The organism is Vibrio sp. Vb2880, from assembly GCF_033337975.1.
Lineage (GTDB): Bacteria > Pseudomonadota > Gammaproteobacteria > Enterobacterales > Vibrionaceae > Vibrio > Vibrio alginolyticus.
Genome location: NZ_JAWORT010000020.1, coordinates 24,702 through 50,858 on the forward strand (window position 1 = coordinate 24,702; position 26,157 = coordinate 50,858).

The following is a 26,157-nucleotide window of genomic DNA, read 5'->3' on the forward strand; positions in this document are numbered from 1 at the left end:
TTGAGAAATAATGCGTTATTTTCCCATATCCAGACTCCGATGTAATTAGATAACATGACCAGATATGGCTTACGAGCACGTGTAATTACACTAACTCTCGCTCCCACTCTCATTATTGGTTTATTACTGAGCGGCTTTTTCTCATTTAACCGCTACCAAGACCTTGAGAAACAAGTTATCACCACTGGTAACAGCATTATTGAGCCGCTGGCGATTGCCAGTGAAACTCATCTACTATCAGAAAGCCGAGAGGCGGTACGTCGCTTGATAAGCTACGCGCACCGCAAAAACTCCAAACTGGTTCGTAGTATCGCGGTATTTGATGAACATCATGAGCTCTTTGTTACCTCTAACTTTCATCCTAATTTTGAAGCCTTGATGTTCCCCAAAGATAAACCGATCCCGCAACTGGGTAATTCGGAAATCTACGAAAACTCACTGATATTGCGTGTCCCCATTTTGTCAGAAGGTCACTACTTAGCGGAGTTGTCGAACGAAAGCCAAGGAACCAAAGCGATTGGTTACATCGCCGTCGAGTTAGATCTCTCCTCCTTGAGGCTGCAACAGTATCAAGAAGTCTTTTCTGCTTTTTTAGTTCTGGTTCTCGGTCTTGGCTTAGCAAGTGTGTTTGCTTCACGTCTAATGCACGATGTGACCCAACCTATCACCCATATGAAGAATGTCGTTGACCGCATTCGCCGCGGTCATCTTGATGTGCGTATCGAAGGCAAAATGCACGGTGAGTTAGACCAGCTAAAAAATGGCATCAACGCCATGGCGGTATCGTTATCAGAATATCACGTGGAGATGCAGCACAGTATAGACCAAGCCACGTCCGACTTACGTGAAACGCTTGAGCAGCTAGAAATTCAGAACGTTGAGCTGGATATCGCGAAGAAACGCGCGCAAGAAGCGGCTAGGGTTAAGTCAGAGTTCTTGGCGAATATGTCGCACGAGCTGCGTACTCCGCTCAATGGGGTGATTGGCTTTACTCGTCAAATGCTTAAAACGCAGCTTTCTAACAGCCAAACGGATTACCTACAGACGATTGAGAAGTCGGCGAACAACCTGCTGAATATCATCAATGACATTCTCGACTTCTCGAAACTTGAAGCGGGTAAGCTGGCGCTGGAAAACATTCCTTTTGATTTCCGAGAAAGTTTAGAAGAGGTAATTAACCTACAAGCCACAAGTGCACATGAGAAAGGGTTAGAAATCACCCTAAAAGTGGACCCTAAAATTCCACCGGGTTTAGTTGGGGATCCACTACGTATTCAGCAAATTTTGACGAACTTAGTCGGTAACTCAATCAAGTTTACCGAGCGAGGCAACATTGATGTTAGCGTAGAAATGCGCTCTCAATCAGGAGACTCCGTCGAACTGCAATTCATGGTGCGTGATACCGGTATTGGTATCTCTGAGCGTCAGCAAGCGCAGTTGTTCCAAGCCTTTAGCCAAGCGGATGCAAGTATTTCACGTCGTTACGGCGGTACTGGCCTTGGTCTGGTTATCACTCAGAAACTGGTGAGCCAGATGGGCGGCGAAATCAGTTTAACCAGCCGTCTACACCAAGGTTCAACCTTCTGGTTTACGGTGCGCTTGCACTCAACCGAGATGCCAATGAGCGAACTGATTGAAGTGGAACTTCTGACTGGGAAGCAGTTACTGCTGATTGAACCAAACATGCAAGCCGCATCCGTAACCCAACAGATTCTAAGTCAGGAGGGTATTTTAGTAACCTACCGCTCTTCGCTACCAAACAACGAAGAACAATATGATTATGTACTGTTGAATTTAGCGGCCAACCAGACTCACGATGCGGAAGTTATTACACCTTGGATAGAACAAGCGAAACGCATGGCTCCGAGTGTTCTCCTAGGGACACCGAGTACCGAATTAGCGCTTGCGGACCAAATAATGACTGAGCATCATGTCCAGTGCCTGACGAAGCCATTGTCTCGCCGTAAGTTGCTACAAAGCCTGATTAGCGAACATGTAGAATCGCCACCGGTATTAAGCGCTCCAATTACGCCAAGCGAAGGGGACCGTTTACCTCTGACTGTACTAGCAGTGGATGACAACCCTGCAAACTTGAAGCTGATCTCTGCACTGCTCCGCGAACGAGTAGAAACCGTCACCGCCTGTAGCAATGGCCAGCAAGCGGTGAACCTAGCGACAGAGAAAAAGTACGATTTAATCTTCATGGATATCCAAATGCCACAAATGGATGGGGTGACCGCTTGTAAGCACATTAAAGAGTTGGAGCTAAATAAAGACACGCCAGTGATTGCGGTAACGGCGCATGCCATGGCAGGGGAACGAGACCGCTTGCTCTCAGCAGGTATGGATGACTACTTGACCAAACCTATTGAAGAGCATGTGCTACAACAGGTTTTGGCTCACTGGAACCCAAATGCTTGTACAGAGAGCATTGGCAAAGTCGCCCCTTCATACGTTGATGAACCTGAAGGAAGCGCACCTCAATCCGTTTCTTCGCCTCAGCAGGATGTGATTATTGATTGGCAAGCTGCCTTAAAACAGAGCGCGAATAAAGAGGATCTCGCCAAAGATATGCTGCGCATGTTGATTGAGTTCATCCCTGAAGTAGAAGCGGTTGTTGACCAAGCTCTAGAGCAAGAAGATATCTCTCGTGATGACCTAATTCATGTCATCCATAAGCTGCACGGCAGTAGTTCATATTGTGGCGTTCCAAGACTGAAGTCACTCTGTGCGACGCTTGAGCAAGCACTGCGCTCAGGGATCAGTCTTGAGGAAGTTGAGCCTGAAATGTTCGAGCTGCAAGATGAAATGATTAAAGTAACAACAACCGCAAAGTTATACCTTGAACAGTGATCTATTGAAGAGAAACAAAAGCCAGAGCAAATGCTCTGGCTTTTTAGTATTTTGTTTAAGACTTACAAGCTAGGATTCAAAAATGACCGTCGCCACAGCGTAATGACGCTCATCGGAAATGGACAGGTGAATGTGGTTAACGCCCATCGCATCCGCTATTTGCTTGGCTGTGCCCGTCAATGCGAGCACTGGTTTTCCAAGCGCATCGTTCGAGATGGAAAAGTCGTGAAACGTGACCCCTTTTGCGATCCCTGTTCCCAATGCTTTTGAGGCCGCTTCTTTAACTGCAAAGCGCTTAGCAAGATAACGACCTTGCAGCTTAAGCTGTGAGAATTTGGTCATTTCTTCTTCTGAAAGAATCCGCTGAGCAAAAGGTTCACCACTACGAGCTAACGCTTTTTCAATACGCTCAATTTCTGCAATGTCGGTCCCTAACCCTATAATCGCCATCTAGATAGCCCTATGACTGGCGAGCCTCAATCATCAGTGCTTTCATGTCAGCAACCGCTTTATTTAAACCATCAAATACTGCGCGACCAATGATTGAGTGACCAATGTTGAGTTCGTAAATTTCTGGTAATGCAGCAATTGGTGCGACATTGTGATAAGTCAGGCCATGCCCGGCATTAACAATAATACCTAGGTCATGTGCATAACTCGCACCAGCAGCAATCTTCTTCAGTTCAGCTTGCTGTTCGTCTTCTGTCGTCGCATCTGCATAGTGGCCAGTATGTAGCTCAATAAACGGAGCGCCACACTTTTTCGCAGCTTCAATCTGTTGACGGTCAGCATCAATAAAGAGCGAAACTTTAATGCCGGCATCTGTCAGCTTTTTCGTCGCAGCTTTAATTTTTTCAAGCTGCCCTACTACATCTAAGCCACCTTCCGTCGTCAGTTCTTCACGCTTTTCAGGCACTAAACACACAAACTCTGGTTTAGTTTGCAGCGCAATCTCAACCATTTCGTCCGTCACTGCCATCTCTAGATTCATACGCGTTTGAATGGTTTCACGCAGAATACGTACATCACGATCCAAAATATGGCGACGGTCTTCACGTAAGTGGATAGTGATACCGTCCGCGCCTGCACGCTCAGCAATTTCAGCAGCGTGAACAGGATCTGGGTATTTTGTACCACGTGCATTACGTAGAGTGGCAATATGGTCGATATTGACGCCTAAATAAATTGAGCTCATTTTCCGTTACTCCGTGCTCTGGGGGTCTGAATGAAAAATTCACGACTTTTTAAAGGTTTGCCGCCAAGATACGGCTTTAAGGCTATACGTGTAAAGCGTTTTGCCGCTTTTAGCTGCTCTTTAGTGACGAACCGCCGCTCACTGATAGCAATCAGTTCATTCCCTAAAAACGTGAGGTTATCGCGCCTAACCGAAGCAATAAACCCTTTCTGTTCCCGGTAACGATAGGTCATTTCTGGGTCGACGGGCTCGCCGGTACCTGCACAATGCAAAAAATCCACGCCATACCCCATAGCAGACAGCAAGGCTAACTCAAAACGACGCAGTGCAGGCTCAGGGTTCTCGTTGTGCGCCAACTCGGTTAACGCATGCAAATAATCATGAAATAGTGCTGGCATCGGCACTTCAGCCATCAAAATACGGCCAATCAGTTCATTGACATACATGGCTGAGTAGAGATTAATGCCCGTTAACGGCAAACCTAGACTTATCGGCTCGGCTTGACGCAAAGTTTTCATCGAGCCTTTCCCCGACCATTTAAGTAATAGCGGGGTAAAAGGTTGCAATGCGCCTTTTAAGTTCGAACGCTTACTGCGCGCGCCTTTGGCCATTAAAGTCATTCGGCCATATTCCTCACTAAATACATCAAGGATTAAGCTCGATTCACTGTAAGGGCGTCGGTGCAATACAAAACAGCGCTGTAAACCTTCGGAAGACAGATTACTCATCTAAGTCATTGTGCCTAAAAAGTGTGAAATAAAAAATAAGGAGCCGAGCGGCTCCTTATTTTAATCGATACTGATTTTTCATCGATGTTGGAGCGAAGCACCTTCGCAGCCAAGATTATAAATCGTCTATATAACCCAACGAACGCAACGCTCGTTCGTCGTCTGCCCAGCCAGATTTCACTTTTACCCAGGTTTCTAGGTAAACTTTACGACCGAACAATTCTTCCATATCCAAACGCGCTTCGCGACCAATGGTTTTAATCTTCTCGCCGCCTTTGCCAATCACCATTTTCTTCTGACCATTACGCTCAACAAGAATCAAGGCATTGATGTGGAAACCGTCGGTTTCGGGGTTGTAATCAAAACGTTCAATTTCAACCGTTACTGAGTATGGCAGCTCTTCACCAGTAAAGCGCATCAGCTTTTCACGCACAATCTCAGACGCCATAAAACGCTGAGAACGGTCAGTCACGTATTCTTCTGGGAAGTGATGCGTTGCTTTAGGTAAGTGATTACGCACGTGCTTACGCAGTACGTCAATGTTCTTACCTTGCTTGGCAGAGATTGGCACAACATCCACGAAGTCCATCTTCTTCGACATCTCCGCCATGTGTAGCATCACGTCGTTACGATCTTGTACGTTGTCGACTTTGTTTACACAAAGCACAACTGGGAAGTTCGATTTTTGAAGTTTGGTCAGCACCATCTCATCGTCTTTAGTCCAATGCGTACCATCGACTAAGAAGAACACAAGGTTTACATCACTCAATGACGAGTTAGCTGCACGGTTCATCAAACGGTTGATCGCACGCTTTTCTTCAATGTGAAGTCCAGGCGTGTCGACGTAAATCGCTTGGTAATCGCCGTCCGTATCCACACCCATAATACGGTGGCGTGTCGTTTGCGGCTTACGAGAGGTGATCGAAATCTTCTGACCCAAAATCTTGTTCAAAAGTGTCGACTTACCTACGTTTGGACGACCAACAATAGCAATAAAGCCACAGTGTTGGTTTTCTGGCGAGCTTGGCTCACCTTGTGATGCGAAAAACGCATCGATATCGAATTCGTTATCAGCCATTTGTTAATTGCTCAAGTGCTGTTTCAGCAGCCGCTTGTTCTGCCTTGCGGCGGCTGGTGCCTTTACCGATTACAGGCTTATCCACACCTGCTACTTCGCACTCAACCGTGAACTCTTGGTTGTGCGCTTCACCTTTAATATTAGTCACTGTGTAGACAGGCAGCGGTTTTCTTCTGCCTTGTAGGAACTCTTGTAGGCGAGTTTTCGGATCTTTCTGTGAAACGCCTGGTTTAATGGCTTCAAGGCGTGACTGATACCAACTCAGTACAATGCCTCGCACAACTTCAAGATCACTGTCTAGGTAAATTGCGCCAATAATGGCTTCAACCGCATCGGCTAAAATAGAGTCTCGGCGAAAACCGCCACTCTTCAATTCACCTGGACCTAATTTTAAATAATCTCCTAGATCGAATTCACGACCCAGTTCCGCCAATGTATGTCCGCGAACCAAAGTAGCACGCATGCGGCTCATGTCACCTTCGTTCACTTTTGGGAAACGATGGTACAGATCATCAGCGATGACAAAACTTAAAATTGAATCGCCCAGAAACTCAAGACGTTCATTGTGCTTACTGTTGGCGCTGCGGTGCGTCAGCGCCAAATTGATAAGCCCGGCATCTTGAAACTGGTAGCCGAGCTTTCTCTCTAGTTTATCAATTGGAGAATTCATACTCTCTCGATATTTGAATGGTTAGTGAATGCCACCGATGCGGTTAAAACGCACACCAGTTGGAATCCATGAAGGTAGAACACTATCTGCGCCACGATCAAACTCGAAGCTGATCCAGATCGCGACAGCTTTACCGACTAAGTTTGCTTCTGGAACAAAGCCCCAGTAACGGCTGTCAGCACTGTTGTCACGGTTATCACCCATCACAAAATACTGACCTTGTGGTACAACCCACTCTGTCGTGCCGCTGCGTGGGAAATATTGCTCCACGCGGTTACGCACAAGAGGGTTAACCAAAATATTGTGCTCAACGTTACCCAATTTTTCATCCAGTTGGATCATTGGAATACCGTTCGAGCTAAACTGACTTTCTTCAACATTGCTCAGTTTAACTGGCTTACATGCCGATTCGCCTTGGCTTTGCACGCAAAGCTGCTTATCACTTGAATAACGCACGATATCACCAGGTAAACCAACTACACGCTTAATGTAGTCCACACTTGGTTGTGGTGGGTATTTGAAGACCACGATATCACCACGCTCAGGCTTACCAGTTTCCACTAGCTGAGTACGCCATACTGGGTCTTTTAGACCGTACGCGTACTTCTCAACTAAAATGAAATCGCCAACCAGCAAGGTAGGCATCATTGAGCCTGATGGGATTTGAAATGGTTCGTAGATAAAAGAACGTAATACTAAAACGAACGCGATCACAGGAAAAATAGAGACGCTATTTTCAACCCACCAAGGCTGACGCTCAACTTTTTGCAAGGTCACTGCATCCAAACCATTAGACGTCTGAGCTTGAATCTCAGCCAGTTTTTCCTGACGCTTTTTCGCGAAAACCAGTTTTTCCAATAGCCAAACCACGCCAGTTACCAAAGTCGCAATAACCAACATCAGTGAGAATGTATTCGCCATTAAATTCCCTTATCTAAAAATACGAAAGTGAAAGAGCCGAAACCCTTTCACTTATTTTAATATCTAACGTCTTAAGACCGACAAGTGTGAGACATTTAGTCTTTACCTACGTGAAGGATGGCTAGGAACGCTTCTTGAGGCAGCTCAACGTTACCGATCTGCTTCATGCGTTTCTTACCTTCTTTCTGTTTCTTCAGAAGTTTCTTCTTACGACTTACGTCACCGCCGTAACATTTCGCAATAACGTTCTTACGCAACTGTTTTACCGTTGAACGAGCGATAATGTGGTTACCAATTGCCGCTTGGATTGCGATATCAAACATTTGGCGAGGGATGAATTCTTTCATCTTCTCTACCAACTGACGACCGCGAGTCTGAGACTGATCTTTGTGTGTGATCATCGCCAATGCATCAACAGTGTCACCGTTAAGAAGAACGTCTACACGTACCATGTTCGAAGCTTCAAAACGCTGGAAGTTGTAATCCAAAGATGCGTAACCGCGTGATGTTGATTTCAGACGATCGAAGAAATCCAGTACCACTTCAGCCATTGGAATATCGTAAGTCACAGCGACTTGGTTACCGTGGTAAACCATATCAACTTGACTGCCTCGCTTTTCAACACACAGGGTGATTACGTTACCGAGGTACTCTGAAGGCACAAGGATATTACAACGTGCAATCGGTTCACGAATTTCTTCAATATCATTGATCGCTGGTAGTTTTGCTGGGCTATCAACATACAGCAGATCGCCATCCGTCTTCTCAACTTCGTAAACTACCGTTGGTGCTGTGGTGATAAGATCCAAGTCGTATTCACGCTCTAGACGCTCTTGGATGATTTCCATGTGCAACATGCCAAGGAAACCACAACGGAAACCAAAGCCAAGTGCCGCAGAGTTTTCTGGCTCGTAGAATAGCGATGCGTCGTTAAGGCTTAGTTTGCCTAGTGCGTCACGGAAGTTCTCGTAATCGTCAGAAGATACAGGGAACAGACCTGCGTAAACCTGAGGTTTAACTTTCTTAAAGCCTGGTAGCGGTTTATCACAACCATTCTTCGCTAGAGTCAGCGTATCACCAACAGGGGCACCAAGAATGTCTTTGATGCCACAAACAACCCAACCTACTTCACCAGTACGAAGGGTATCGGTATCTACTTGTTTTGGCGTAAAGATACCAAGGCGGTCTACACCCCAAACTTGGCCCGTACTCATCACTTTGATCTTATCGTTCTTCTTCAGTTCGCCGTTTTTAATACGCACTAGAGAAACAACGCCAAGGTAGTTATCAAACCATGAGTCAATGATCAGCGCTTGTAGTGGCGCATCTGGATCACCTTCCGGTGCTGGAATCGCTGACACAATGTTCTCTAGAACGTCGTCAACACCGATGCCTGTCTTCGCAGAACAGCGGGTTGCTTCCATTGCATCGATACCAACGATTTCTTCAATTTCTTCCGCTACACGCTCAGGATCAGCTGCAGGTAGGTCAATCTTGTTTAAGATTGGCACAACCTCTAGATCCATTTCGATCGCGGTGTAACAGTTAGCCAGTGTTTGAGCCTCAACACCTTGACCCGCATCCACAACCAATAGCGCACCTTCACAAGCCGCTAGAGAACGTGATACTTCATATGCAAAGTCAACGTGCCCCGGAGTATCGATGAAGTTCAGCTGATACGTCTCACCGTCTTTAGCGGTGTAGTTTAGCGTCACACTCTGAGATTTGATGGTGATGCCACGCTCACGTTCAAGATCCATAGAATCCAGAACCTGTGCGGCCATTTCACGATCGGTTAACCCGCCACAAACTTGGATTAGACGGTCTGATAGGGTCGACTTACCATGGTCGATGTGGGCGATAATCGAAAAGTTACGAATGTGCTTCATAGATTTAGGGTGACTAACTCTTTACAAATAGGGACAGTAAGAAACGCCATCTACTGACGGCATTTCAATCAAGTTGGCAGATTCTACCGAATTTCGTTAACGGGCGCACGTAATTTAAAGTACATACCCAAATAACCTTTAGTGGAGGGGGACAGCACTTACTGGATTGGCTCTCCAAGTACCCGAACGAGGGTAACTTGGCGCTTAGATTCATCTTCTAACGGACGAGAAACACGTTTTGCGATCCACATTCCACCAGCGGCAAATAATACCGATGCCAATATGATGATGCCTTCCCCGCCGGCTGTCAGCGGCGCTAATAGGAAGTGACCAAACATCGCACCGATAATCAAACCAAACAATGGCAGTAAATAAACCGCCATTGCTGATTTTATTAGGCTCGACTCAGGAAAACCAATCTCGACGACTTGACCTATTTTCACCGATTTATCCGTGCGCAGGTGCCAAGATAAACTCTTGTTACCAATGGCTTTAGTAACAACGCCCGTTCCACAGCTTTTCTGTGAAGAGCAACTACTGCAACTGGTCTGCTGTTCGCAACTTAAATCAATTTCGTATTGCTTGCCGCGACGATGCACGTCTGTCACGGTAGCCAACGCGGTCATCATTGTTATTTACTCTTTGTTACATTAAATGTGACAGATTGGGCGATACGCTGTGCTGTGGTCGGTGGAATGTCTCCTACAACAGAGATTTCATGTTGACCGCTCACAAAACTGTGTAGCGTTCTTCTGCCTTGGCGAACCAACTGCCCTTTTAACGAATGCTCATCTTTGTTTGCTACGTAAACAGAGAAGCTAAACAGACCATCAGAATACAGCTGACTCTCCACCATTTGGTTAGTAACGGCCATACGATAGCGGTTGAGCTCGTTCGGCTCGAAACCCTCAGGGATCCAACCAACCTGCCAATTACTGGTCCCAATATCGCCTTTTGGCATGGTGAGAACAGCAGGTAATTGAACATCTTGCAGGCCACTCATTAACTCTGCGATTTTTGGGTTTACCGTGTAAGAAATAGTGCGATATTGTTCAAGCATTTCACCATCGCGGTCCACAAGGTCGGCTCGTAACGGCAATTTACTCTTTTCATCGATCCATAGTACGTATGAATAGCGCAGACCGTCTTTAGGAACAATACGCAGCACTTGTGTTGCCACACCAGCTTCACGAGCTCTGCCCACTTTTACATAGTCGTAATACAAGTTTAGCTCATCGATATTGGTGTTGAGCATAGGCATAGTCGGAGCGACCATTTTACCTGACTCGATAGTGAACGGTTCTAAACCCGTTTCGATATAACTTACTTCAGTTCCGCGACGAATCACTTCACGCACAGGGCCACTTAAGTAGACAAGATGAGCATATTGATCGTCACCATGCGTGGCATGACGATACAGCAACGGCTCAATGCTGTTCTTTTTGATAAGGATATAAGAGAGTTCGTAACTTAAATTCTTACTCGCCTCGCTCATTTGATGCAATAAAGCCTCCGCTGGCTTATCACCAGCAAAGGCTTGAGAAGACATCATACTGAACAGAGCGCAAGCGCTGATCAGAAATTTTTTCATTCAATATCCGGATTCAGATTTGCATCTTGTTGAGATGCATCACTGTTAATTCGTAACTGCAATTCGTAGTCTCGCAGCATAGCATGAACACGCTTGCGCTGCTCTTGCATATTTGCCTCGCCTACAGAACGTTCTACAGACTCGCGAGTCAAACTCACTGGTTCTGCGCTGCCAGCAAACGGGACTGTCTGCAATACAGGTAATTGATCTGTTTGCGGCGACATTGAATCGCTACCACCGTACTGCTGTACACCTAAAATAACAACAAGCGATACACATGCAGCAACAGCAACTTGACCAAACTGCGTCAACCAACCTGGCAACTGACGTTTTGCTTTTTGCGGTTCTGGTTGCGACTCTTTTGGCGTATCCGCAATTGAGATAACATTTGCACTGTGCGAATCAAACGCACGGTGTGCAGGTTCATCTTCTAACGCTAACGCCACGCTTTCAGCAATATTCCACTCAGGTTTTGCTGGCGCTTCACCTCGCATCACATCACCAATCAGGTGATAGTTCTGCCAAGCATCACGGCTCTCTTGGTCTTGCTCTAACTCTTGAATTAAAGCCTTATCGACCAATTCTCCATCCATGAGAGCTGAAAGTTTTTCTTTGTCAGCCATTATTTTCACCATAGTTATTACTTGTACTAGCGTTGCAAAAGAGGTCTGATTTTCTTTTCCACCGCCTCACGAGCACGGAAGATACGCGATCGTACCGTTCCTACCGGGCAATCCATCACTTCTGCAATTTCTTCATAACTCAAGCCATCGAGCTCTCGTAATGTCATTGCGGTTTTTAAATCTTCAGGTAAAGCTTCGATTGCACTGAACACCACCCGTTGCAATTCTTTGGACAACGTTAAGTTCTCAGGGTTCGATATTTCTTTAAGTGCACTACCTGTTTCGTAAAATTCAGCATCTTCAGCATCGACATCTGTCGCTGGAGGTCTACGCCCTTGAGCAACAATGTGATTTTTCGCAGTATTCACTGCAATGCGATACAGCCACGTATAAAACGCACTTTCCCCACGAAAGCTAGGGATAGCTCGGTAAGCTTTAATAAACGCTTCTTGTGCTACATCTGGTACATCGCCAGGATTACTAACGTATCTGGAAATAAGATTACATACCTTATTCTGGTACTTTGTTACCAACAGGTTGAATGCTTGCTTATCGCCATTCTGAACTCGCTCAATCAATACTTGATCGGTCAGCTGCTCGTTCATTCGAGCGGATACTCCTATTTGTTATGCCCCTACTCTTCTCAGATATGGGTACTAATTATGCAAAACGTAGTATTGACACCACTGCTTACTTGAGCACTATTGTGACCCTAACGTGAATGAGAAAGTTCCATGGTTTCTCAAGTTTTTTGTCATTGTTTTTTCACAGTGTGATGTCTGTACCCAAATGACCACCGCTGCCTGACTTTAGTCTAAGTTTGACAAGCGAGCATCTTGGAGGGAAATGGGTATAATGAATGATCTCTGTCCCAGATTGTGCTGGGTCGAGCATGGAAAAGCAATGGCATTGACAAACTATTACTTTTCATTTGCATGGCTAATGGCTATCTGAACACCGCGTTACAAATTATAACTTAGGAAGCATGCTCATGCTCTGCATGAAAAAGAAGAGTGGCTCAGTCACCGCCGTAACACGGACGTCGATAGGTCTCCCAACTTAGCCCTTAGCGACAGATGTCGCGATAATGGAATGCACATGGTGTGCAAATAATACACAAGGTAACTTTGTTACCTTAGCTTGGGATTATAAAAGTTATATGAACACAAATCGTGAACATGAGTGTGATGTATTAGTGGTAGGGAGTGGCGCGGCAGGTTTGTCGTTGGCTTTGCGCGTTGCTAACCACTGTAAGGTGATGGTGCTGAGTAAAGGACCACGCAGCGAAGGGGCGACATACTATGCTCAAGGCGGTATCGCTGCCGTATTTGATGAGTCAGACACCATTGATTCACACGTTGAAGACACGCAAATCGCCGGGGATGGTATTTGCGATGAGGAGACCGTAAGGTTCATTGCTGAGCATTCAAAAGAGTGTGTACAGTGGTTGATTGACGGTGGTGTCCCATTTGATCGTGAAGAAGATGACTCTGACGATGAACCTCGCTACCACTTAACTCGTGAAGGTGGTCATAGCCGTCGTCGTATTCTTCACGCGGCAGATGCGACAGGTATGGCGATGCAAACCTCCCTGCAAGATAACGCTCATAACCATCCAAACATTCATGTTCTCGAACGTCACAATGCTCTGGACTTAATCACCGAAGACAAAATTGGCGGTGATAAAAACAAAGTTATCGGTGCTTATATTTGGAACCGCAACGAAGAGCATGTCGAAACCGTGCGAGCCAAATTTGTGGTTCTCGCTACAGGTGGTGCTTCAAAGGTTTATCAATACACCTCTAACCCAGATGTGTCGTCTGGTGATGGTATTGCGATTGCTTGGCGTGCAGGGTGTCGTGTGGCGAATATGGAATTTAACCAGTTCCACCCTACGTGTTTATATCACCCAGAAGCACGTAACTTCTTGCTGACTGAAGCGTTGCGTGGAGAAGGTGCTTACCTGCGCCGTCCAGATGGCTCTCGCTTTATGCCGGATTTCGATGAACGTAAAGAGCTTGCTCCGCGTGACGTCGTGGCTCGTGCTATCGACTTCGAAATGAAGCGTTTAGGTGCCGACTGTATGTATCTCGACATCAGTCATAAGCCTGCTGACTTTATTACGAAACACTTCCCAACCATTTATTCACGTTTGATGGACTTGGGCATTGACATGACTAAAGAGCCAATCCCAATCGTACCTGCTGCACACTACACTTGTGGCGGTGTCATGGTGGATAGAAATGGCAGCACCGATCTGAAAAATTTGTATGCGATTGGTGAAGTTAGCTACACCGGGCTGCATGGTGCTAACCGCATGGCATCAAACTCACTTCTCGAATGCGTGGTTTATGCTTGGTCTGCGGCAAAAGATATTCTAAAACATCACACTAACGTTGAGCTACCCTCACAGGTGCCATGTTGGGATGAAAGCAAAGTAACCAATAGTGATGAAGAAGTGATCATTCAGCACAACTGGCACGAGCTTCGTCTGTTTATGTGGGACTACATGGGCATTGTGCGAACTGACAAACGTTTAGAGCGCGCCTTACGCCGTATCCAACTGTTGCAACAAGAAACACACGAGTACTACAGCAATTTCCGAGTGTCGAACAACTTATTAGAACTGCGTAACCTTTTACAAGTAGCAGAGTTGATGGTTCGTTGTGCGATGCAGCGTAAAGAGAGTCGAGGTTTGCACTACACGCTTGACTATCCGAACCAACTGGAAAACAGCGGCCCAACGATTTTGGTTCCAGCTAAACAGCTTTAACTTTACCAAGTAAACTATTACATCAGCAGGGAGCATTAGCTCCCTGTTTCATTTCCCATTGGCGTAATACCAAAGATAGTTGACGATACTGCTCATCGTCACAGCTATCACGCCAAATCGTAACAACACGGCCAGATTGCAATTGGAATGTTATCTTGAATGGTGATGCCGATGTATCGACTCGCTGTAAATGACCCTTTTCGGACTCAATATCTTCCGAGCATTCGCCACACTCAAGGGCATCAAACCTAACCGAGCCATCGCAGTGCACATACCAATGCCCATGACTTGTAGGTTGAACAAGACTTTGGTTTGAGAAAGCCTTCACAATCAGTAATAACAAATAAGTCGATAATACGAGCGGAATGCTAGAGAGGATAACAGCCCAAGTCATCAATAAGAAAAGTACAACATTGAGGACTCGGGCAGTCAGAGAGGGAGAAGCAGTAAAATTAACGAACTTTGCTGAGGTTATGGGCGACAATTTTATCAACCATTGCTGCATGACCTAAATTTTCGCTACGGCCATGCCCCATTACCCAAGTAAACAGATCAGGATCATCGCATTCAAGTAAAGAAACAAAGTCACGCTGCTCTTGTTCACTCAGAGTATCAAAGCACTCTTCAAAAAACGGCATAATTACTACGTCAAGCTCAAGCATGCCTCGACGACAAGCCCATTTAATACGCGCTTTTTCTTCCGGAGTGTACATTCACTATTCCTTCATAGATGTCTTGTTGTTAGTGCGGAGTGTAACAAGGGATGTGCTACGTCACTAGTGTGCGGGTCACAATACGATAGTGAAAGCAGACAAATGTTGATTCGTAAATCGCTCCCCTAGTATCTCAAGGTTATTTGGGTATAACATAGCGGAAAAATATCTTCAAAAGGCATTGTAATTATGGAATGGCAAACTCGTTTTTCAGCATTACCTCTCTCAACTCAAGACGCGCTTCCAGAGTTATCTATCTCACTGCTGGATAACTTCGGCATGATCACCATGATCGGTGATGATAAAAAATCATACTTACAAGGTCAGGTTACCTGCGATGTTGTTTCTTTAGAACAAGACCAATCAACACTGGGCGCACATTGTGATGCGAAAGGCAAAGTGTGGAGCGTGTTCCGCCTTTTCCATCATCATGATGGCTACGGCATGATCCAACCAAAATCGGCGATTGACGTAGAACTTAGTGAAATAAAGAAATACGCCATTTTCTCTAAAGTAACGATTGAAGCTTCTGATGACGTTATCTTAGGTGTTGCTGGCGTCAAAGCCGACGAATTCATTTCAACAATGAGCAAGACAACTGGCAGCGTTCGCCCAGTTGACGGTGGCACAGCAGTGCAAGTTGCACAAGATCGCTGGTTACTGATATTAAGTGCGCCAGAAGCACAGCAAATCGTTGAAACTACCGACGCTGTCTTTACGACAAATGAGCTTTGGAATCGTTTCGATATTGAAGCAGGTTTACCATTTGTCTCTGCATCCGCGCAGAATGCTCACATTCCACAAGCACTTAACGTGCAAGCTTTAGGAGGCATAAGCTTCACAAAGGGCTGCTACACGGGACAAGAAACGGTAGCACGAGCGAAGTATCGCGGTACCAATAAACGTGCGATGTATATCGTAAAAGGTGCAACTTCTGCTCCATTCAGTGACGAACCAATTGAGCTCGAACGCAGCGTAGGTGAAAACTGGCGTTCAGTAGGTGCTTTATTAAATCACTACCAGTTCAGTGACAATCACGCGATTGGCCTGATCGTGCTGCCTAATAATCTCGATGAAGACACTCGTCTTCGTTTAGTTGCGCAACCAGAATGTGAATGGACAATCGAATCACTGCCTTACAGTCTTGATGATGAGTAATACAATCAATACTCCTTTGATGCAATTTCTCACAGACCAACACATTCCGTTTCGTCTGTTACCGCATCAAAGACCAGCAACGACCATTGAGGATGCCGCGCACCAACGCGGCATTCGCCCCTCTCAAATGGTGAAAGCAATCTTGCTACGAGACATGGGTAATCAATATGCACTCGCCTGTGCACCAGGTGATCGTAGCGTTGATCCCAAAAAAGTGCGCTCGTTACTGAAATGTCGCCGGATGACTTGTGTTGATCAAGCCGATGTTGAGTCCATCACTGGTTACAAAATTGGTACTGTCACTCCTCTGCTACTCAAACGTCATATGCCAATCGTGTTCGACCCCAGCTTACTAGAAGAACAGGAAGTCACGATCAGCAGTGGCGATCGCATGGCTGGACTGGCGCTTTCTATTAAAGATCTTATCCAATTGTGCCAGCCGACCGTAGCTGAGATCTGTCGTTAATCGTCTAAAAACAATGTAATGACACGTAGTGTTTCTATCACTGCGTGATCTCGCTCATATCTACAAAAATAGACATGAGAATTTTTAATCACATATAAAACATAAATAGTCACAAAGATAAAACTCGTATATGCTGAATTTGTTGGTTAAGTTTCAAACAAGCACTTAACCAATATAAAGTGAGTCAGCTAGCTGAGTGACAGCATTCATGCAGTTAGTTATCCACTTTTGTGTAATGCATCTGTGACTATTCGCCCGCTGAAGCGGGCTTTTTTTTTACGTGGAACTTTTTCTCTTTCATTTCCTCTAATCGTTAGAACGTAAAGTGTGTTACGCGAAGCACGACCTTAATAGAAACAACTAGCAAACAACCGTTTTCGTTCTATTCTTAATTCTGTAACAAAACTATTGCTTAATGCGTCACGTAAAAAGGAGTGTATTGGCGTAAGGGTTCCTTTAGAGAGGTTATTTTTGGGGTAATCCTCACGCTATTTAAGAGATGACACTGTCAAATTGTCTAAGACAACACAATTCTCTGACGCAACACCCTACATCTGTATTTAATACTATTGCTGTCACAATAATTTTCGCGTCCAGAACGTAGAATACCTAGGCTAGGTTAGATAAAAGGAAAGTAAATATGAGACTGTTTAAGCGCTATACACCAAGTATGATTGCTAAACATATAAGTCGTCTTTTTAAAGGAAGAATTTATATTTACGGGGTCGGTAGATTCGAGTTTGATAACGGTAAGTTAATACTGCCGGAGAAAGCAGAGCAACGCCATTTCCGAGCGGTCAAAGAGATCAATCAAGAAATAATGAAACTCCGATGCGCATATGCTTAGCAAAATGTTGATAAAACAAAGGCTGGATTAACCAGCCTTTTGTGTATTTGAAGTTCGCTTTGCACTTACTGACGCGCCAGATCCGGCAAGTGTCCCTTTAAACCAAGCGCGCGCTTCATGATCTCATCTTTCGCTCCCGGCAGTTGCCCCGCTAAACTCAAGCCAATGCCACGAACAAGCTTCTTAGCAGGGTTCTCGCCAGAGAACAAATCTCGAAACCCTTGCATAGTAGCGATCATCTTTGCCGCTTCCGCTTTTCGCCAACGCTCGTAGCTTCTTAGGTTGCGTTTACTGCCGATATCTTGACCCTGCTTCCAAAGTGCTAATACTTCTTGAGCAAGACTGGCCGCATCTAATAAACCCAAATTCACACCCTGCCCCGCTAATGGGTGAATGGTATGGGCCGCATCACCAACCAGCGCGACTCGCTCGACAACAAAATCTCGCGCATAGCGCATTTTCAAAGGAAACGCAGCACGCTCTCCCACTACTTCACATAGACCAAGTCGAGCATCAAACTCACTCGTCAACGCTTTATTGAAATCATGTTCACTCATCGCCACTAACTGCTCTGCTCGATTTGGCTCCGTGGACCAAACAATAGAGCACATATCTGGTTGCGACATTGGCAAAAATGCCAACGGTCCGTGAGGAGTAAATATCTGGCGCGCAATGCTGTTGTGTGGCATAGCAGTTTTGACATTCGCGACCAAAGCATGATGACCATAGTCCCAATGCGTTAATGGAATATCCATTTGATGGCGAAGCCACGAATTCGCCCCATCGGCTCCGACCACTAATTTAGCGGTCATGGCTTGGCCATTATCGAGCGTCAGCCAGCTTTCTTGCTCACCGACCGCGAGAGTCGCGCAACGTGCAGGCATAAACATAGTGACGTTATCGAGCTTTTGGACTTGTTCAAGCAGCGCAAGTTGAATCACACGATTCTCAACAATATGCCCTAAATCAGGTTGTGCCATACTTTGTGCATTAAATTCAATGCTGGCAAAGCTATCTTGTTCCCATACTTCCATGCCATGGTAAGGTGAAGCTCGGCGCTGTTCTATGCCCTGCCAAGCACCAAGTTTACGCAAAATCGTCTCACTAGAGCGGCTCAGCGCAGACACACGAACATCGGGTAATTCTTTCAACGAATCATCTGGCACTTTACCTTCAATAACGGCGACACGCAGATCACTGTCTTTGAACGCGGCAGCAAGTGCCAACCCAACCATCCCTCCGCCGATGATGGCGATATCTACACTTTGCATCATTGCTTTTTATTACCTAATTCAGTGCGGCCGTTCATCGTTTTACCAAGCCAAGTGTATGGCGTAGTAGCGGCTGCTTAAAAATAGAAAGGTTATCCATCGCTGCTAAGGCAGTATTTCGGCCAATTCGCATCGCGGGTAAATCATTTGAAAAAACATGCACCAAGGCACTGGTTAGCCAAATAGTTTCGCTTCGATCTGTTTCTCTACGTTGACTAAAGCGCATCAGGCCTTGATAAAGACCCACATCCTCACTTTGCTGCACAATTTCTTCTGCTAGTGAGACTACATCGCGAATACCGAGATTAAAGCCTTGTCCAGCTATCGGGTGCAGCGTTTGCGCCGCATTTCCAACAATCGCAAAGCGATGTGAAATATTTTGCTTTCGATGGCGAAGAAGCAATGGGTAACTTGCACGGCGCCCCACTTTTTTCATCGCGCCTAAACGCCAACCAAAATCGTTCTGTAAACGCTGGAGAAATGCTTGATCAGATAACTCAAGAACGGCTTGGGCTTCTTCAGGGTGTAAACACCAAACTAAGGACATTCGATTGTCACTCATTGGCAATAAAGCAACAGGGCCATTTTCAGTAAAACGTTCAAAGGCTCTACCTTGATGAGATTCTTGAGTCACAATATTGGCAATGACAGCCACTTGTTCAAAATCTTGCTCAGAAAGTTCTAGACCAATTTTCTGACAACAGGTCGAAACAGCACCATCTGCAGCCACCAGCAGTTTTGCTTCAAGTTGCTCACCACTTTTCAACGTCACATGGGTACAGTTTTGCTCGCGCTCGATATCGGTAACGGAGTCAGGACAAAACAGCGTAATTGACTCGCTACTGTCTAATAATTCTTGATATACACGCCCAACATCGGCTAATTCTACAACATACCCTAGAGCTTCAACCCCAACCTCTTGCTTGGTAATCTCCGTCATCCCAGCATGAGAACGGTCAGAAACGTGGATATGTTCAATGGGTGTGACAAACGGTTCTACTGACGTCCAGAGCTGTAGTTGACGCAACAGATTGACAGTACCGTAAGACAATGCGATTGAGCGAGAGTCAAAACCAGGGTGCATATCTGATTGTGCTTTAAAAGGCTCAACGACGGCAATGCGGAGCTTTCCCTGAGACAAATGGTCAATCGCCAATGCTAACGTTGCACCAGCCATGGCACCACCAGCAATGACTACATCATATTGCTTCATACTAACCTCTGGACGGTCTACGATTAGTGAATAGTAGGTTTTTTGTCGCTGCTTTCAGGACGAACACCAAATTCAGCATGAATCGTTAGTACGCAAGCTTTGATGTGCTCAATCACTTGCTCTAGCAATTGCGCTTGTTCACCAAGATCGTCATCTTCATCAATGCCTAATTTGGCAATCTCTTCTAGATCAGCCAGTGCTTCTTTAGCGTCATCAGATGCTTTGTTAAGCGCAACGCCTGCTAGACCTAGCCCAGAAATAAAGTGGTTTACAAAGTCGGACACACTGTCGGCTAATGCGAATAAGCCTTCTTCGCCCGGCTCATCTGGCAATAGTAAAGACAGCTCCATTGATGTGCCAGTAAGCTCATTAACAGTAACGTTGAATATGCTCTGAGCAAAAGTGAGTGCTGTCGAGGGCCACCCCATCCCATCATTGGTGTAGTCAAAAAGAATCGGCTGCCAAGTTTGATCATTGATCGCCAATCCACCACTTAACATGCCAACAAATAAGCCATGTAACTCCGCCGGTGTCACAGCCAGGCTTGCCGATTGCAGTTCAGCAGCAATAGATTGGTATTCAGGAAGGGTGATTTCACTCATAACTTGGCTCATTCTTGCGTAATAATGTATTGGTATATCCTACCATCAAGGTTAGTGGTCTGAAACGGCTATCAAATTCAATTTTGGACAGCATTTGTTCAATTTGCCCAATTCCTGTGTGATCTCGTCATCATTTCTCTTTCTGTGATGGGAAATGCTTGAATCTTAATAGCGGTTTTCCTATAGTTTGCTCCTCGGTAGTTGTATGAAGCAACACCTTAGATAGCGCGAATATAGAGTTTATTCATCATGAGCAATCAAGCGATCGACGTTGAAATATTAGGCAAACTTACACGTGTGAATTGTCCGACAGGACAAGAAGAGTCTCTTGTTGCAGCGGCAAAAGATCTTGATCGCCGATTGAAAGAAATGAGCGAACGTACTAAGGTAACCAATGAAATCCAACTGCTGACCTTTGCTGCATTGAATATTTGCTATGAGTTGCACACCAAGTCATACGAATCCAATGGTCAACAGCAAGAAATTACTGAGCGAATGGAAAAGCTCACCGCGTCTTTAGAGAACGCACTAAGCAAAGTTACGCAAGGACAGCAGTAAATACAAAATTTACCCTGGGGTGTGCGTCAGCAGGATTTAAGTCCCTGAGCCGATAAGCAATACCTAAGGGTTAGTATTTGGTAACTATTGAGCAAACTCGGCATGCACCGAGAAGCCTACGGTTGTCATTGCTGATCCGCCTTGAACCAGCTGGTTCAAGGGCCACAATCCTCAACGGCACCCTGGGGTATTCTCTCTATGTCAGACCTCTCTCGACAAGACTTCCGCAAACTGATTCGTGAAAAGCGCAACGCTCTGTGCAGTGATACGCAATACCAAGCGGGAATCGACCTTATTACTCAATTTTCCCAACTTCCTGAAATCGATCAAGCGCAACATATTGCCATCTACCTTTCTGCAGACGGTGAGCTTGATACTAAACCGCTCATTGAATGGTTATGGCAACAGGGAAAATCGGTTTATCTGCCCGTCATCCATCCCTTTTCTAAAGGTCAGTTACTGTTTCTTCAGTATGTAAATGATGAACAGCTCGTCTACAACAAGTACGGCATCTTAGAGCCCAAGCTCGATATCAGACACCTCAAACCCGTTCGCCAGCTTGATTTAATCTGCACGCCTTTAGTTGGGTTCGACAGCATCGGACACCGCTTAGGCATGGGCGGGGGGTACTACGATCGTACTCTGTCACGTTGGTTTATAACTGGAGAGGGTGCTAAACCTGTCGGTATCGCTCATGACTGCCAACATGTAGAACGCTTACCAATTGAAAGCTGGGACATTCCATTACCTAAGATCGTGACCCCAAGCCAAATATGGCAATGGGAAAGTGACAAGTAAGCCGCTATAATCACGCCCGCAAACGTTAACGAACATCTATTCAGGAGATTGGCATGACTCAAGATGAAATGAAAAAAGCGGCTGGTTGGGCAGCACTAAAATATGTTGAGAAAGGCAGCATTGTCGGTGTTGGTACTGGCTCTACCGTGAATCACTTCATCGATGCACTAGGCACTATCAAAGATGATATTAAAGGTGCAGTGTCTAGCTCTGTCGCTTCAACTGAGCGCCTTAAAGAGCTTGGTATTGAAGTATACGAGTGTAACGATGTAATGAAGCTGGATGTGTATGTTGATGGCGCAGATGAGATCAACCCAGCACGTGAAATGATCAAAGGCGGCGGCGCGGCTCTGACTCGTGAGAAAATTGTCGCAGCAATCTCTGATAAGTTCGTATGTATCGTTGACGGCACTAAAGCAGTTGACGTACTTGGCCAGTTCCCATTGCCTGTTGAAGTAATCCCAATGGCACGCTCTTACGTGGCTCGTGAATTGGTAAAACTAGGTGGTGATCCAGCTTACCGTGAAGGCGTTGTGACTGACAACGGCAACGTGATTCTGGATGTGCACAATATGCAAATTACCAACCCGAAAGAAATGGAAGACAAAATAAACGGCATCGCTGGTGTGGTGACTGTGGGTCTTTTCGCTCATCGTGGTGCTGACGTAGTGATCACTGGCACACCAGAAGGTGCAAAAATTGAAGAATAAATAACAGCCCAAAATGAACCTATCTGGTTCACTTTTCTGTTATTTCATTACATACGGTGCTGCAAGGCACCGTTTTTTATTCCTTTCTATAAGAAAATTATCTCTTATTCCGTAATTTTCTTACCCAAAGCAATTTTTTTTTGTTACTTTATTGAACAGAAGACGCACAGGGAAACGTTTGTCTTCCTACAAAACTGTTAATTATCCCCTTTTTAATAGTTTTGCCCAATGTGCGCCACATTAGCCCACCTTTCCATTTTAAGGACGAGAAAAAATGGCCAAAGTTTCACTGGAAAAAGAAAAGATTAAGATCCTCTTGTTAGAGGGACTCCACCCTTCTTCAGTTGAAGTTCTTCAAGCAGCTGGTTATACCAACATTGAATACCATAAAGGTTCCCTTCCGGAAGAAGAACTAATTGAAGCAGTAAAAGACGTGCACTTCATTGGTATCCGCTCCCGTACGAACCTATCCGAAGAGGTAATCAATGCGGCGAACAAGCTGGTTGCAATTGGCTGTTTTTGTATTGGTACTAACCAAGTAAACCTAGATGCAGCAGCAAAACGCGGTATTCCTGTCTTTAATGCACCATTCTCTAACACTCGAAGCGTGGCAGAGCTTGTACTTGGGCAAATCCTTTTACTAGTGCGTGGTATTCCTGAAAAGAATGCACTTGCACATCGCGGTATTTGGAAGAAAAGTGCAGACAACTCTTACGAAGCTCGTGGTAAGTGCCTTGGCATTATCGGATACGGTCACATTGGTACGCAGCTTGGTATTATTGCCGAAAACTTAGGTATGCGCGTTTACTACTACGATATTGAGAACAAACTGTCCCTTGGTAATGCGACGCAAGTACATACCATGAGTGAACTATTGAACAAATGTGATGTGATTTCTTTGCACGTTCCCGAAACACCGGAAACGAAAAACATGATGGGTGAAGCTGAATTTGCTCGAATGAAACCAGGTTCCATCTTTATCAACGCGGCACGTGGCACCGTTGTGGATATTCCTGCACTTTGCCATAGCTTAGAAGCTGGTCACCTTGCTGGCGCTGCAATTGATGTATTCCCAACTGAACCAAAAACGAATGCTGACCCGTTCGAGTCTCCTTTACAAAAATTCGATAACGTCATCCTCACTCCACACGTTGGTGGTTCAACACAAGAAGCACAAGAGAATATCGGCTTAGAAGTGGCGGGCAAACTGGCTAAGTACTCTGATAACGGATCGACACTTTCAAGCGTAAACTTCCCTGAAGTGTCATTACCAGAACACAGTGGTGAGTGCTCTCGTCTGCTTCATATCCACAAGAACCGTCCTGGTATCCTAACTCAGATCAACACCATCTTTGCTGAAGAAGGCATTAACATTGCCGCGCAGTACCTACAAACAGCCGCTGAAATAGGCTACGTAGTGATCGACGTTGAAACTGAACGCTCAGAAGAAGCTCTAACAAAGCTCAAAAACATTGAAGGCACAATCCGTGCTCGTATCCTTCACTAAACAGTGAAACAGAAACGACAAAGGCAGGGGTTATGACTCCCTGCCTTTTGCTTTTTACTGTTTGCTATGCCTTACTTTAGCTTATAAATGACATCGACTTGATCGCGAATGATCATAGTTGAATCTTGGTAGCTATTCGCTCCTTCTTTACTATCCATCGCCATTGAACGCATTAACACAGGCTGAACGTGCATCTGTCTGTAATTGATCTGCCATACATCGCCCAACTTTTTCTCAAAACCAGTCGCTAATGACCCTGCTTTTTCTCTTGCGTCCTTAATCGCAGCCATTCGTGCCTTTTGCTGATACTCGGCTTGGTTGCTTACCTTAAGTTGAATATTATCAACCTGATTAATTCCCGCTTCTAACGCCATATCTAGGTATTGGTTAAGGTTTTTCAGATCCGTCACCGTGACATCAATACTGCGAGATGCTCGGTACCCAACAAGTTCTGCTTTTCCTGATTTAGGGTAATGGTACTGAGGAGCAAGGTATAAATTCGAGCTAGTAATATTGTCTTTTGACAAGCCGGCATCCGACAAGCTTTTTAGAAACTCTTCAACGGTTTTATCTACGGACAATTTCGCTTGTTCAGCCGTCATTGTCGTATCGACTACTTTTACAGAAAACGTAGCCATATCAGGTGTGGCCGTCACTTTGCCATACCCCGTTGTCGTAACATGAGCAAACTCTGGCGTATTCGCCAAAACTGAAGCACTGGTAAGGCTGAGTGCTGAAGCCAGCAAAAATGAATACAATTTCATTCAATAAATCCATCCATACAAAATTAAGTACTTAATCTCAGATTCCAACATCACTATCATGGCTGAGAAAGCGTGTGGTTTCATAATAGAAACTTCCGCCGATTATCCAAGCACCCATAGTGACTTCTAACACAACTTTGACTATGTAACATTGGCGTAATTTTTAAACAAAACACACTTAAGTTAACGATATGCAGCTCTGACAAACTTATTGAGGTAGATGCTGCTGCGCATACCCGACTATCGCGTGTGAGATTTCTTGTAATACCCCAGTTTCTAACTGCCAGTGGTGCCAATAAATCCGATGGGACATTAAAAAACCTGGAGTCACATCAACCAACACACCTCTGTCTAATTCGTCGGTAATTTGCAAGCGGGGGATCAAGCAATAAGCAACACCAGCTAACGCCACTTTTAGAAACGCTTCAGAACTACTGATGTTGTGATGAATAACGCTGTCAGGATTGACGTTAAAATGCTCGGTAAGAAATGTTTTATGTAGATCATCATATTGGTCATATGAAACGGCCGGTGCTTTTGCCAATGTCTGATTATTTACGCCTTTAGAAAAATAACGCTGATAGAACTCTGGGCTCGCGACACAAACATAATCGATGCGACCTAAATAGTCTGCTCTGCATCCGGGGATTGGCTGAGACTCCAAGCTGATAGCTCCTGTCACTTCGCCACTTTTGAGTTTTTCAATAGAGCGGTATTCACCATAGATAGTCAGTTTTAGTTCAACTTGACGCTGCTTCATAACATTTTGCAGCGCTGGCAGTAGCCATGTTGCAAGGCTATCTGCATTAGTCGCTAAAGAGAGTTGCACAGGTCGCGTACTGGTATCATTCTTTAGTTCGGGGAGAATTTCATGCTCTAGCAAGCGAACTCGCCGATAAAGACCCAACAATTTTTTACCAATTGGCGTTGGCTTAGGTGGCTGGCTTCGAATTAAAACAGGCTGCGCGAGAAACTTCTCTAACTGCTTGATACGTTGAGAAATGGCGGATTGAGAAACAAATAAATGCTCGGCAGCACGCTCAAAGCTACCCTGATAAACTATTGCGTCTAATGCCTCAATCCATTTGTAATCTAACCCTCGCATACCTTTCCTCTCACTCTGATCAAACGCCTCCCGTTAAATTAGTCTATCTAATGTAAGATTAAAATCATTAATTATACTTATTTAGATAAACGCTTTATCTTTCCCTTTTCTGTAAATGTATTTG

27 protein-coding genes and 1 other RNA gene are annotated in these 26,157 nt (G+C 45.2%); 10 read left to right on the forward strand and 18 right to left on the reverse strand.

The window, feature by feature from the left end:
* Window positions 1-54 precede the first annotated feature (54 nt).
* A complete protein-coding gene (gene barA, locus R7M92_RS18870; protein ID WP_318133990.1) occupies window positions 55-2,853 on the forward strand; it encodes a two-component sensor histidine kinase BarA in 2,799 nt (932 codons plus the stop codon).
* A gap of 69 nt (window positions 2,854-2,922) precedes the next feature.
* On the opposite strand, the gene acpS is transcribed toward barA, so the two are convergent.
* From acpS to rpoE, 11 genes are all read right to left on the reverse strand, one after another.
* Window positions 2,923-3,303, reverse strand: coding sequence for a holo-ACP synthase (gene acpS / locus R7M92_RS18875; RefSeq protein ID WP_213877713.1), 381 nt, complete (start codon window positions 3,301-3,303; stop codon window positions 2,923-2,925).
* Between the two features lie 10 nt (window positions 3,304-3,313).
* Window positions 3,314-4,048, reverse strand: a complete 735-nt coding sequence (gene pdxJ, locus R7M92_RS18880) for a pyridoxine 5'-phosphate synthase (RefSeq protein ID WP_005384579.1) — start codon at window positions 4,046-4,048, stop codon at window positions 3,314-3,316.
* On the reverse strand, window positions 4,045-4,776 hold the full coding sequence (gene recO, locus R7M92_RS18885; protein WP_005384578.1) for a DNA repair protein RecO: 732 nt from the start codon (window positions 4,774-4,776) through the stop codon (window positions 4,045-4,047). The genes pdxJ and recO overlap by 4 nt, the downstream gene beginning before the upstream one ends.
* Before the next feature lie 115 nt (window positions 4,777-4,891).
* Window positions 4,892-5,854, reverse strand: coding sequence for a GTPase Era (era, locus tag R7M92_RS18890; protein ID WP_005380931.1), 963 nt, complete (start codon window positions 5,852-5,854; stop codon window positions 4,892-4,894).
* The gene (gene rnc, locus R7M92_RS18895; RefSeq protein WP_005380932.1) at window positions 5,847-6,524 is read right to left on the reverse strand and encodes a ribonuclease III; all 678 of its coding nucleotides are present in this window, start codon (window positions 6,522-6,524) and stop codon (window positions 5,847-5,849) included. The genes era and rnc overlap by 8 nt, the downstream gene beginning before the upstream one ends.
* A gap of 21 nt (window positions 6,525-6,545) precedes the next feature.
* Entirely contained in the window at window positions 6,546-7,445 is a 900-nt protein-coding gene (gene lepB, locus R7M92_RS18900) for a signal peptidase I (protein ID WP_005380933.1), read from the reverse strand.
* Between the two features lie 95 nt (window positions 7,446-7,540).
* Entirely contained in the window at window positions 7,541-9,334 is a 1,794-nt protein-coding gene (gene lepA, locus R7M92_RS18905) for a translation elongation factor 4 (RefSeq protein ID WP_005380934.1), read from the reverse strand.
* Between the two features lie 158 nt (window positions 9,335-9,492).
* Window positions 9,493-9,963 (reverse strand): SoxR reducing system RseC family protein, encoded by a 471-nt coding sequence (locus tag R7M92_RS18910; protein ID WP_005384575.1) that lies wholly within the window; start codon window positions 9,961-9,963, stop codon window positions 9,493-9,495.
* 2 nt (window positions 9,964-9,965) lie between these two features.
* The gene (rseB, locus tag R7M92_RS18915) at window positions 9,966-10,925 is read right to left on the reverse strand and encodes a sigma-E factor regulatory protein RseB (RefSeq protein ID WP_005380941.1); all 960 of its coding nucleotides are present in this window, start codon (window positions 10,923-10,925) and stop codon (window positions 9,966-9,968) included.
* Window positions 10,922-11,548 carry a sigma-E factor negative regulatory protein gene (locus tag R7M92_RS18920; RefSeq protein WP_005380944.1) on the reverse strand — a complete coding sequence of 209 codons (627 nt, stop codon included), beginning with the start codon at window positions 11,546-11,548 and terminating at the stop codon, window positions 10,922-10,924. Before R7M92_RS18920 ends, rseB begins: the two co-directional genes overlap by 4 nt.
* A 26-nt stretch (window positions 11,549-11,574) precedes the next feature.
* Complete coding sequence (gene rpoE, locus R7M92_RS18925) at window positions 11,575-12,153, reverse strand: RNA polymerase sigma factor RpoE (protein ID WP_005380946.1); 579 nt, start codon at window positions 12,151-12,153, stop codon at window positions 11,575-11,577.
* 554 nt (window positions 12,154-12,707) lie between these two features.
* Between rpoE and nadB the strand changes: the two genes are divergently transcribed.
* Window positions 12,708-14,321 carry an L-aspartate oxidase gene (nadB, locus tag R7M92_RS18930; RefSeq protein ID WP_130544997.1) on the forward strand — a complete coding sequence of 538 codons (1,614 nt, stop codon included), beginning with the start codon at window positions 12,708-12,710 and terminating at the stop codon, window positions 14,319-14,321.
* 22 nt (window positions 14,322-14,343) lie between these two features.
* Here nadB and R7M92_RS18935 read toward each other — a convergent pair whose 3' ends face one another.
* Both R7M92_RS18935 and R7M92_RS18940 read right to left on the reverse strand, forming a co-directional pair.
* Window positions 14,344-14,805: a protein YgfX gene (locus tag R7M92_RS18935; protein ID WP_250154679.1), complete on the reverse strand. Its 462-nt coding sequence runs from the start codon at window positions 14,803-14,805 to the stop codon at window positions 14,344-14,346.
* Window positions 14,774-15,034 (reverse strand): succinate dehydrogenase assembly factor 2, encoded by a 261-nt coding sequence (locus tag R7M92_RS18940; RefSeq protein WP_005380951.1) that lies wholly within the window; start codon window positions 15,032-15,034, stop codon window positions 14,774-14,776. Before R7M92_RS18940 ends, R7M92_RS18935 begins: the two co-directional genes overlap by 32 nt.
* Before the next feature lie 189 nt (window positions 15,035-15,223).
* On the opposite strand from R7M92_RS18940, the gene ygfZ reads away from it, so the two are divergent.
* From ygfZ to R7M92_RS18955, 3 genes are all read left to right on the forward strand, one after another.
* On the forward strand, window positions 15,224-16,192 hold the full coding sequence (gene ygfZ / locus R7M92_RS18945; protein WP_025768842.1) for a tRNA-modifying protein YgfZ: 969 nt from the start codon (window positions 15,224-15,226) through the stop codon (window positions 16,190-16,192).
* The gene (locus R7M92_RS18950) at window positions 16,185-16,658 is read left to right on the forward strand and encodes an aminoacyl-tRNA deacylase (RefSeq protein WP_213898888.1); all 474 of its coding nucleotides are present in this window, start codon (window positions 16,185-16,187) and stop codon (window positions 16,656-16,658) included. The genes ygfZ and R7M92_RS18950 overlap by 8 nt, the downstream gene beginning before the upstream one ends.
* Before the next feature lie 640 nt (window positions 16,659-17,298).
* A complete protein-coding gene (locus tag R7M92_RS18955) occupies window positions 17,299-17,505 on the forward strand; it encodes a DUF1107 domain-containing protein (protein WP_005380970.1) in 207 nt (68 codons plus the stop codon).
* A 65-nt stretch (window positions 17,506-17,570) separates the two neighbouring features.
* Here the strand turns inward: R7M92_RS18955 and R7M92_RS18960 are convergent, their stop codons facing one another.
* The 3 genes from R7M92_RS18960 to R7M92_RS18970 are packed head-to-tail and all read right to left on the reverse strand — an operon-like array spanning window position 17,571 to window position 20,591.
* Window positions 17,571-18,779 (reverse strand): FAD-dependent 2-octaprenylphenol hydroxylase, encoded by a 1,209-nt coding sequence (locus R7M92_RS18960; RefSeq protein ID WP_033907445.1) that lies wholly within the window; start codon window positions 18,777-18,779, stop codon window positions 17,571-17,573.
* Between the two features lie 31 nt (window positions 18,780-18,810).
* Window positions 18,811-19,989: a 2-octaprenyl-6-methoxyphenyl hydroxylase gene (ubiH, locus tag R7M92_RS18965; protein WP_213867359.1), complete on the reverse strand. Its 1,179-nt coding sequence runs from the start codon at window positions 19,987-19,989 to the stop codon at window positions 18,811-18,813.
* Between the two features lie 23 nt (window positions 19,990-20,012).
* On the reverse strand, window positions 20,013-20,591 hold the full coding sequence (locus R7M92_RS18970; protein ID WP_005380976.1) for a YecA family protein: 579 nt from the start codon (window positions 20,589-20,591) through the stop codon (window positions 20,013-20,015).
* Between the two features lie 249 nt (window positions 20,592-20,840).
* On the opposite strand from R7M92_RS18970, the gene R7M92_RS18975 reads away from it, so the two are divergent.
* The 5 genes from R7M92_RS18975 to serA all read left to right on the forward strand — a co-directional run bounded on the left by R7M92_RS18975 (window position 20,841) and on the right by serA (window position 24,164).
* Entirely contained in the window at window positions 20,841-21,149 is a 309-nt protein-coding gene (locus tag R7M92_RS18975) for a cell division protein ZapA (protein ID WP_005384553.1), read from the forward strand.
* An 8-nt stretch (window positions 21,150-21,157) separates the two neighbouring features.
* Window positions 21,158-21,342, forward strand: a non-coding RNA gene (gene ssrS / locus R7M92_RS18980) — 6S RNA.
* A gap of 5 nt (window positions 21,343-21,347) precedes the next feature.
* Window positions 21,348-21,947 carry a 5-formyltetrahydrofolate cyclo-ligase gene (locus R7M92_RS18985; protein WP_054701889.1) on the forward strand — a complete coding sequence of 200 codons (600 nt, stop codon included), beginning with the start codon at window positions 21,348-21,350 and terminating at the stop codon, window positions 21,945-21,947.
* A 53-nt stretch (window positions 21,948-22,000) separates the two neighbouring features.
* Window positions 22,001-22,657: a ribose-5-phosphate isomerase RpiA gene (rpiA, locus tag R7M92_RS18990; protein ID WP_005380982.1), complete on the forward strand. Its 657-nt coding sequence runs from the start codon at window positions 22,001-22,003 to the stop codon at window positions 22,655-22,657.
* A gap of 274 nt (window positions 22,658-22,931) precedes the next feature.
* The gene (gene serA, locus R7M92_RS18995; protein WP_005384551.1) at window positions 22,932-24,164 is read left to right on the forward strand and encodes a phosphoglycerate dehydrogenase; all 1,233 of its coding nucleotides are present in this window, start codon (window positions 22,932-22,934) and stop codon (window positions 24,162-24,164) included.
* A 71-nt stretch (window positions 24,165-24,235) separates the two neighbouring features.
* Here serA and R7M92_RS19000 read toward each other — a convergent pair whose 3' ends face one another.
* Both R7M92_RS19000 and R7M92_RS19005 read right to left on the reverse strand, forming a co-directional pair.
* A complete protein-coding gene (locus tag R7M92_RS19000) occupies window positions 24,236-24,928 on the reverse strand; it encodes an oxidative stress defense protein (RefSeq protein WP_318133993.1) in 693 nt (230 codons plus the stop codon).
* 208 nt (window positions 24,929-25,136) lie between these two features.
* Window positions 25,137-26,033 carry a LysR family transcriptional regulator ArgP gene (locus R7M92_RS19005; protein WP_005380990.1) on the reverse strand — a complete coding sequence of 299 codons (897 nt, stop codon included), beginning with the start codon at window positions 26,031-26,033 and terminating at the stop codon, window positions 25,137-25,139.
* Window positions 26,034-26,157: the final 124 nt, after the last annotated feature.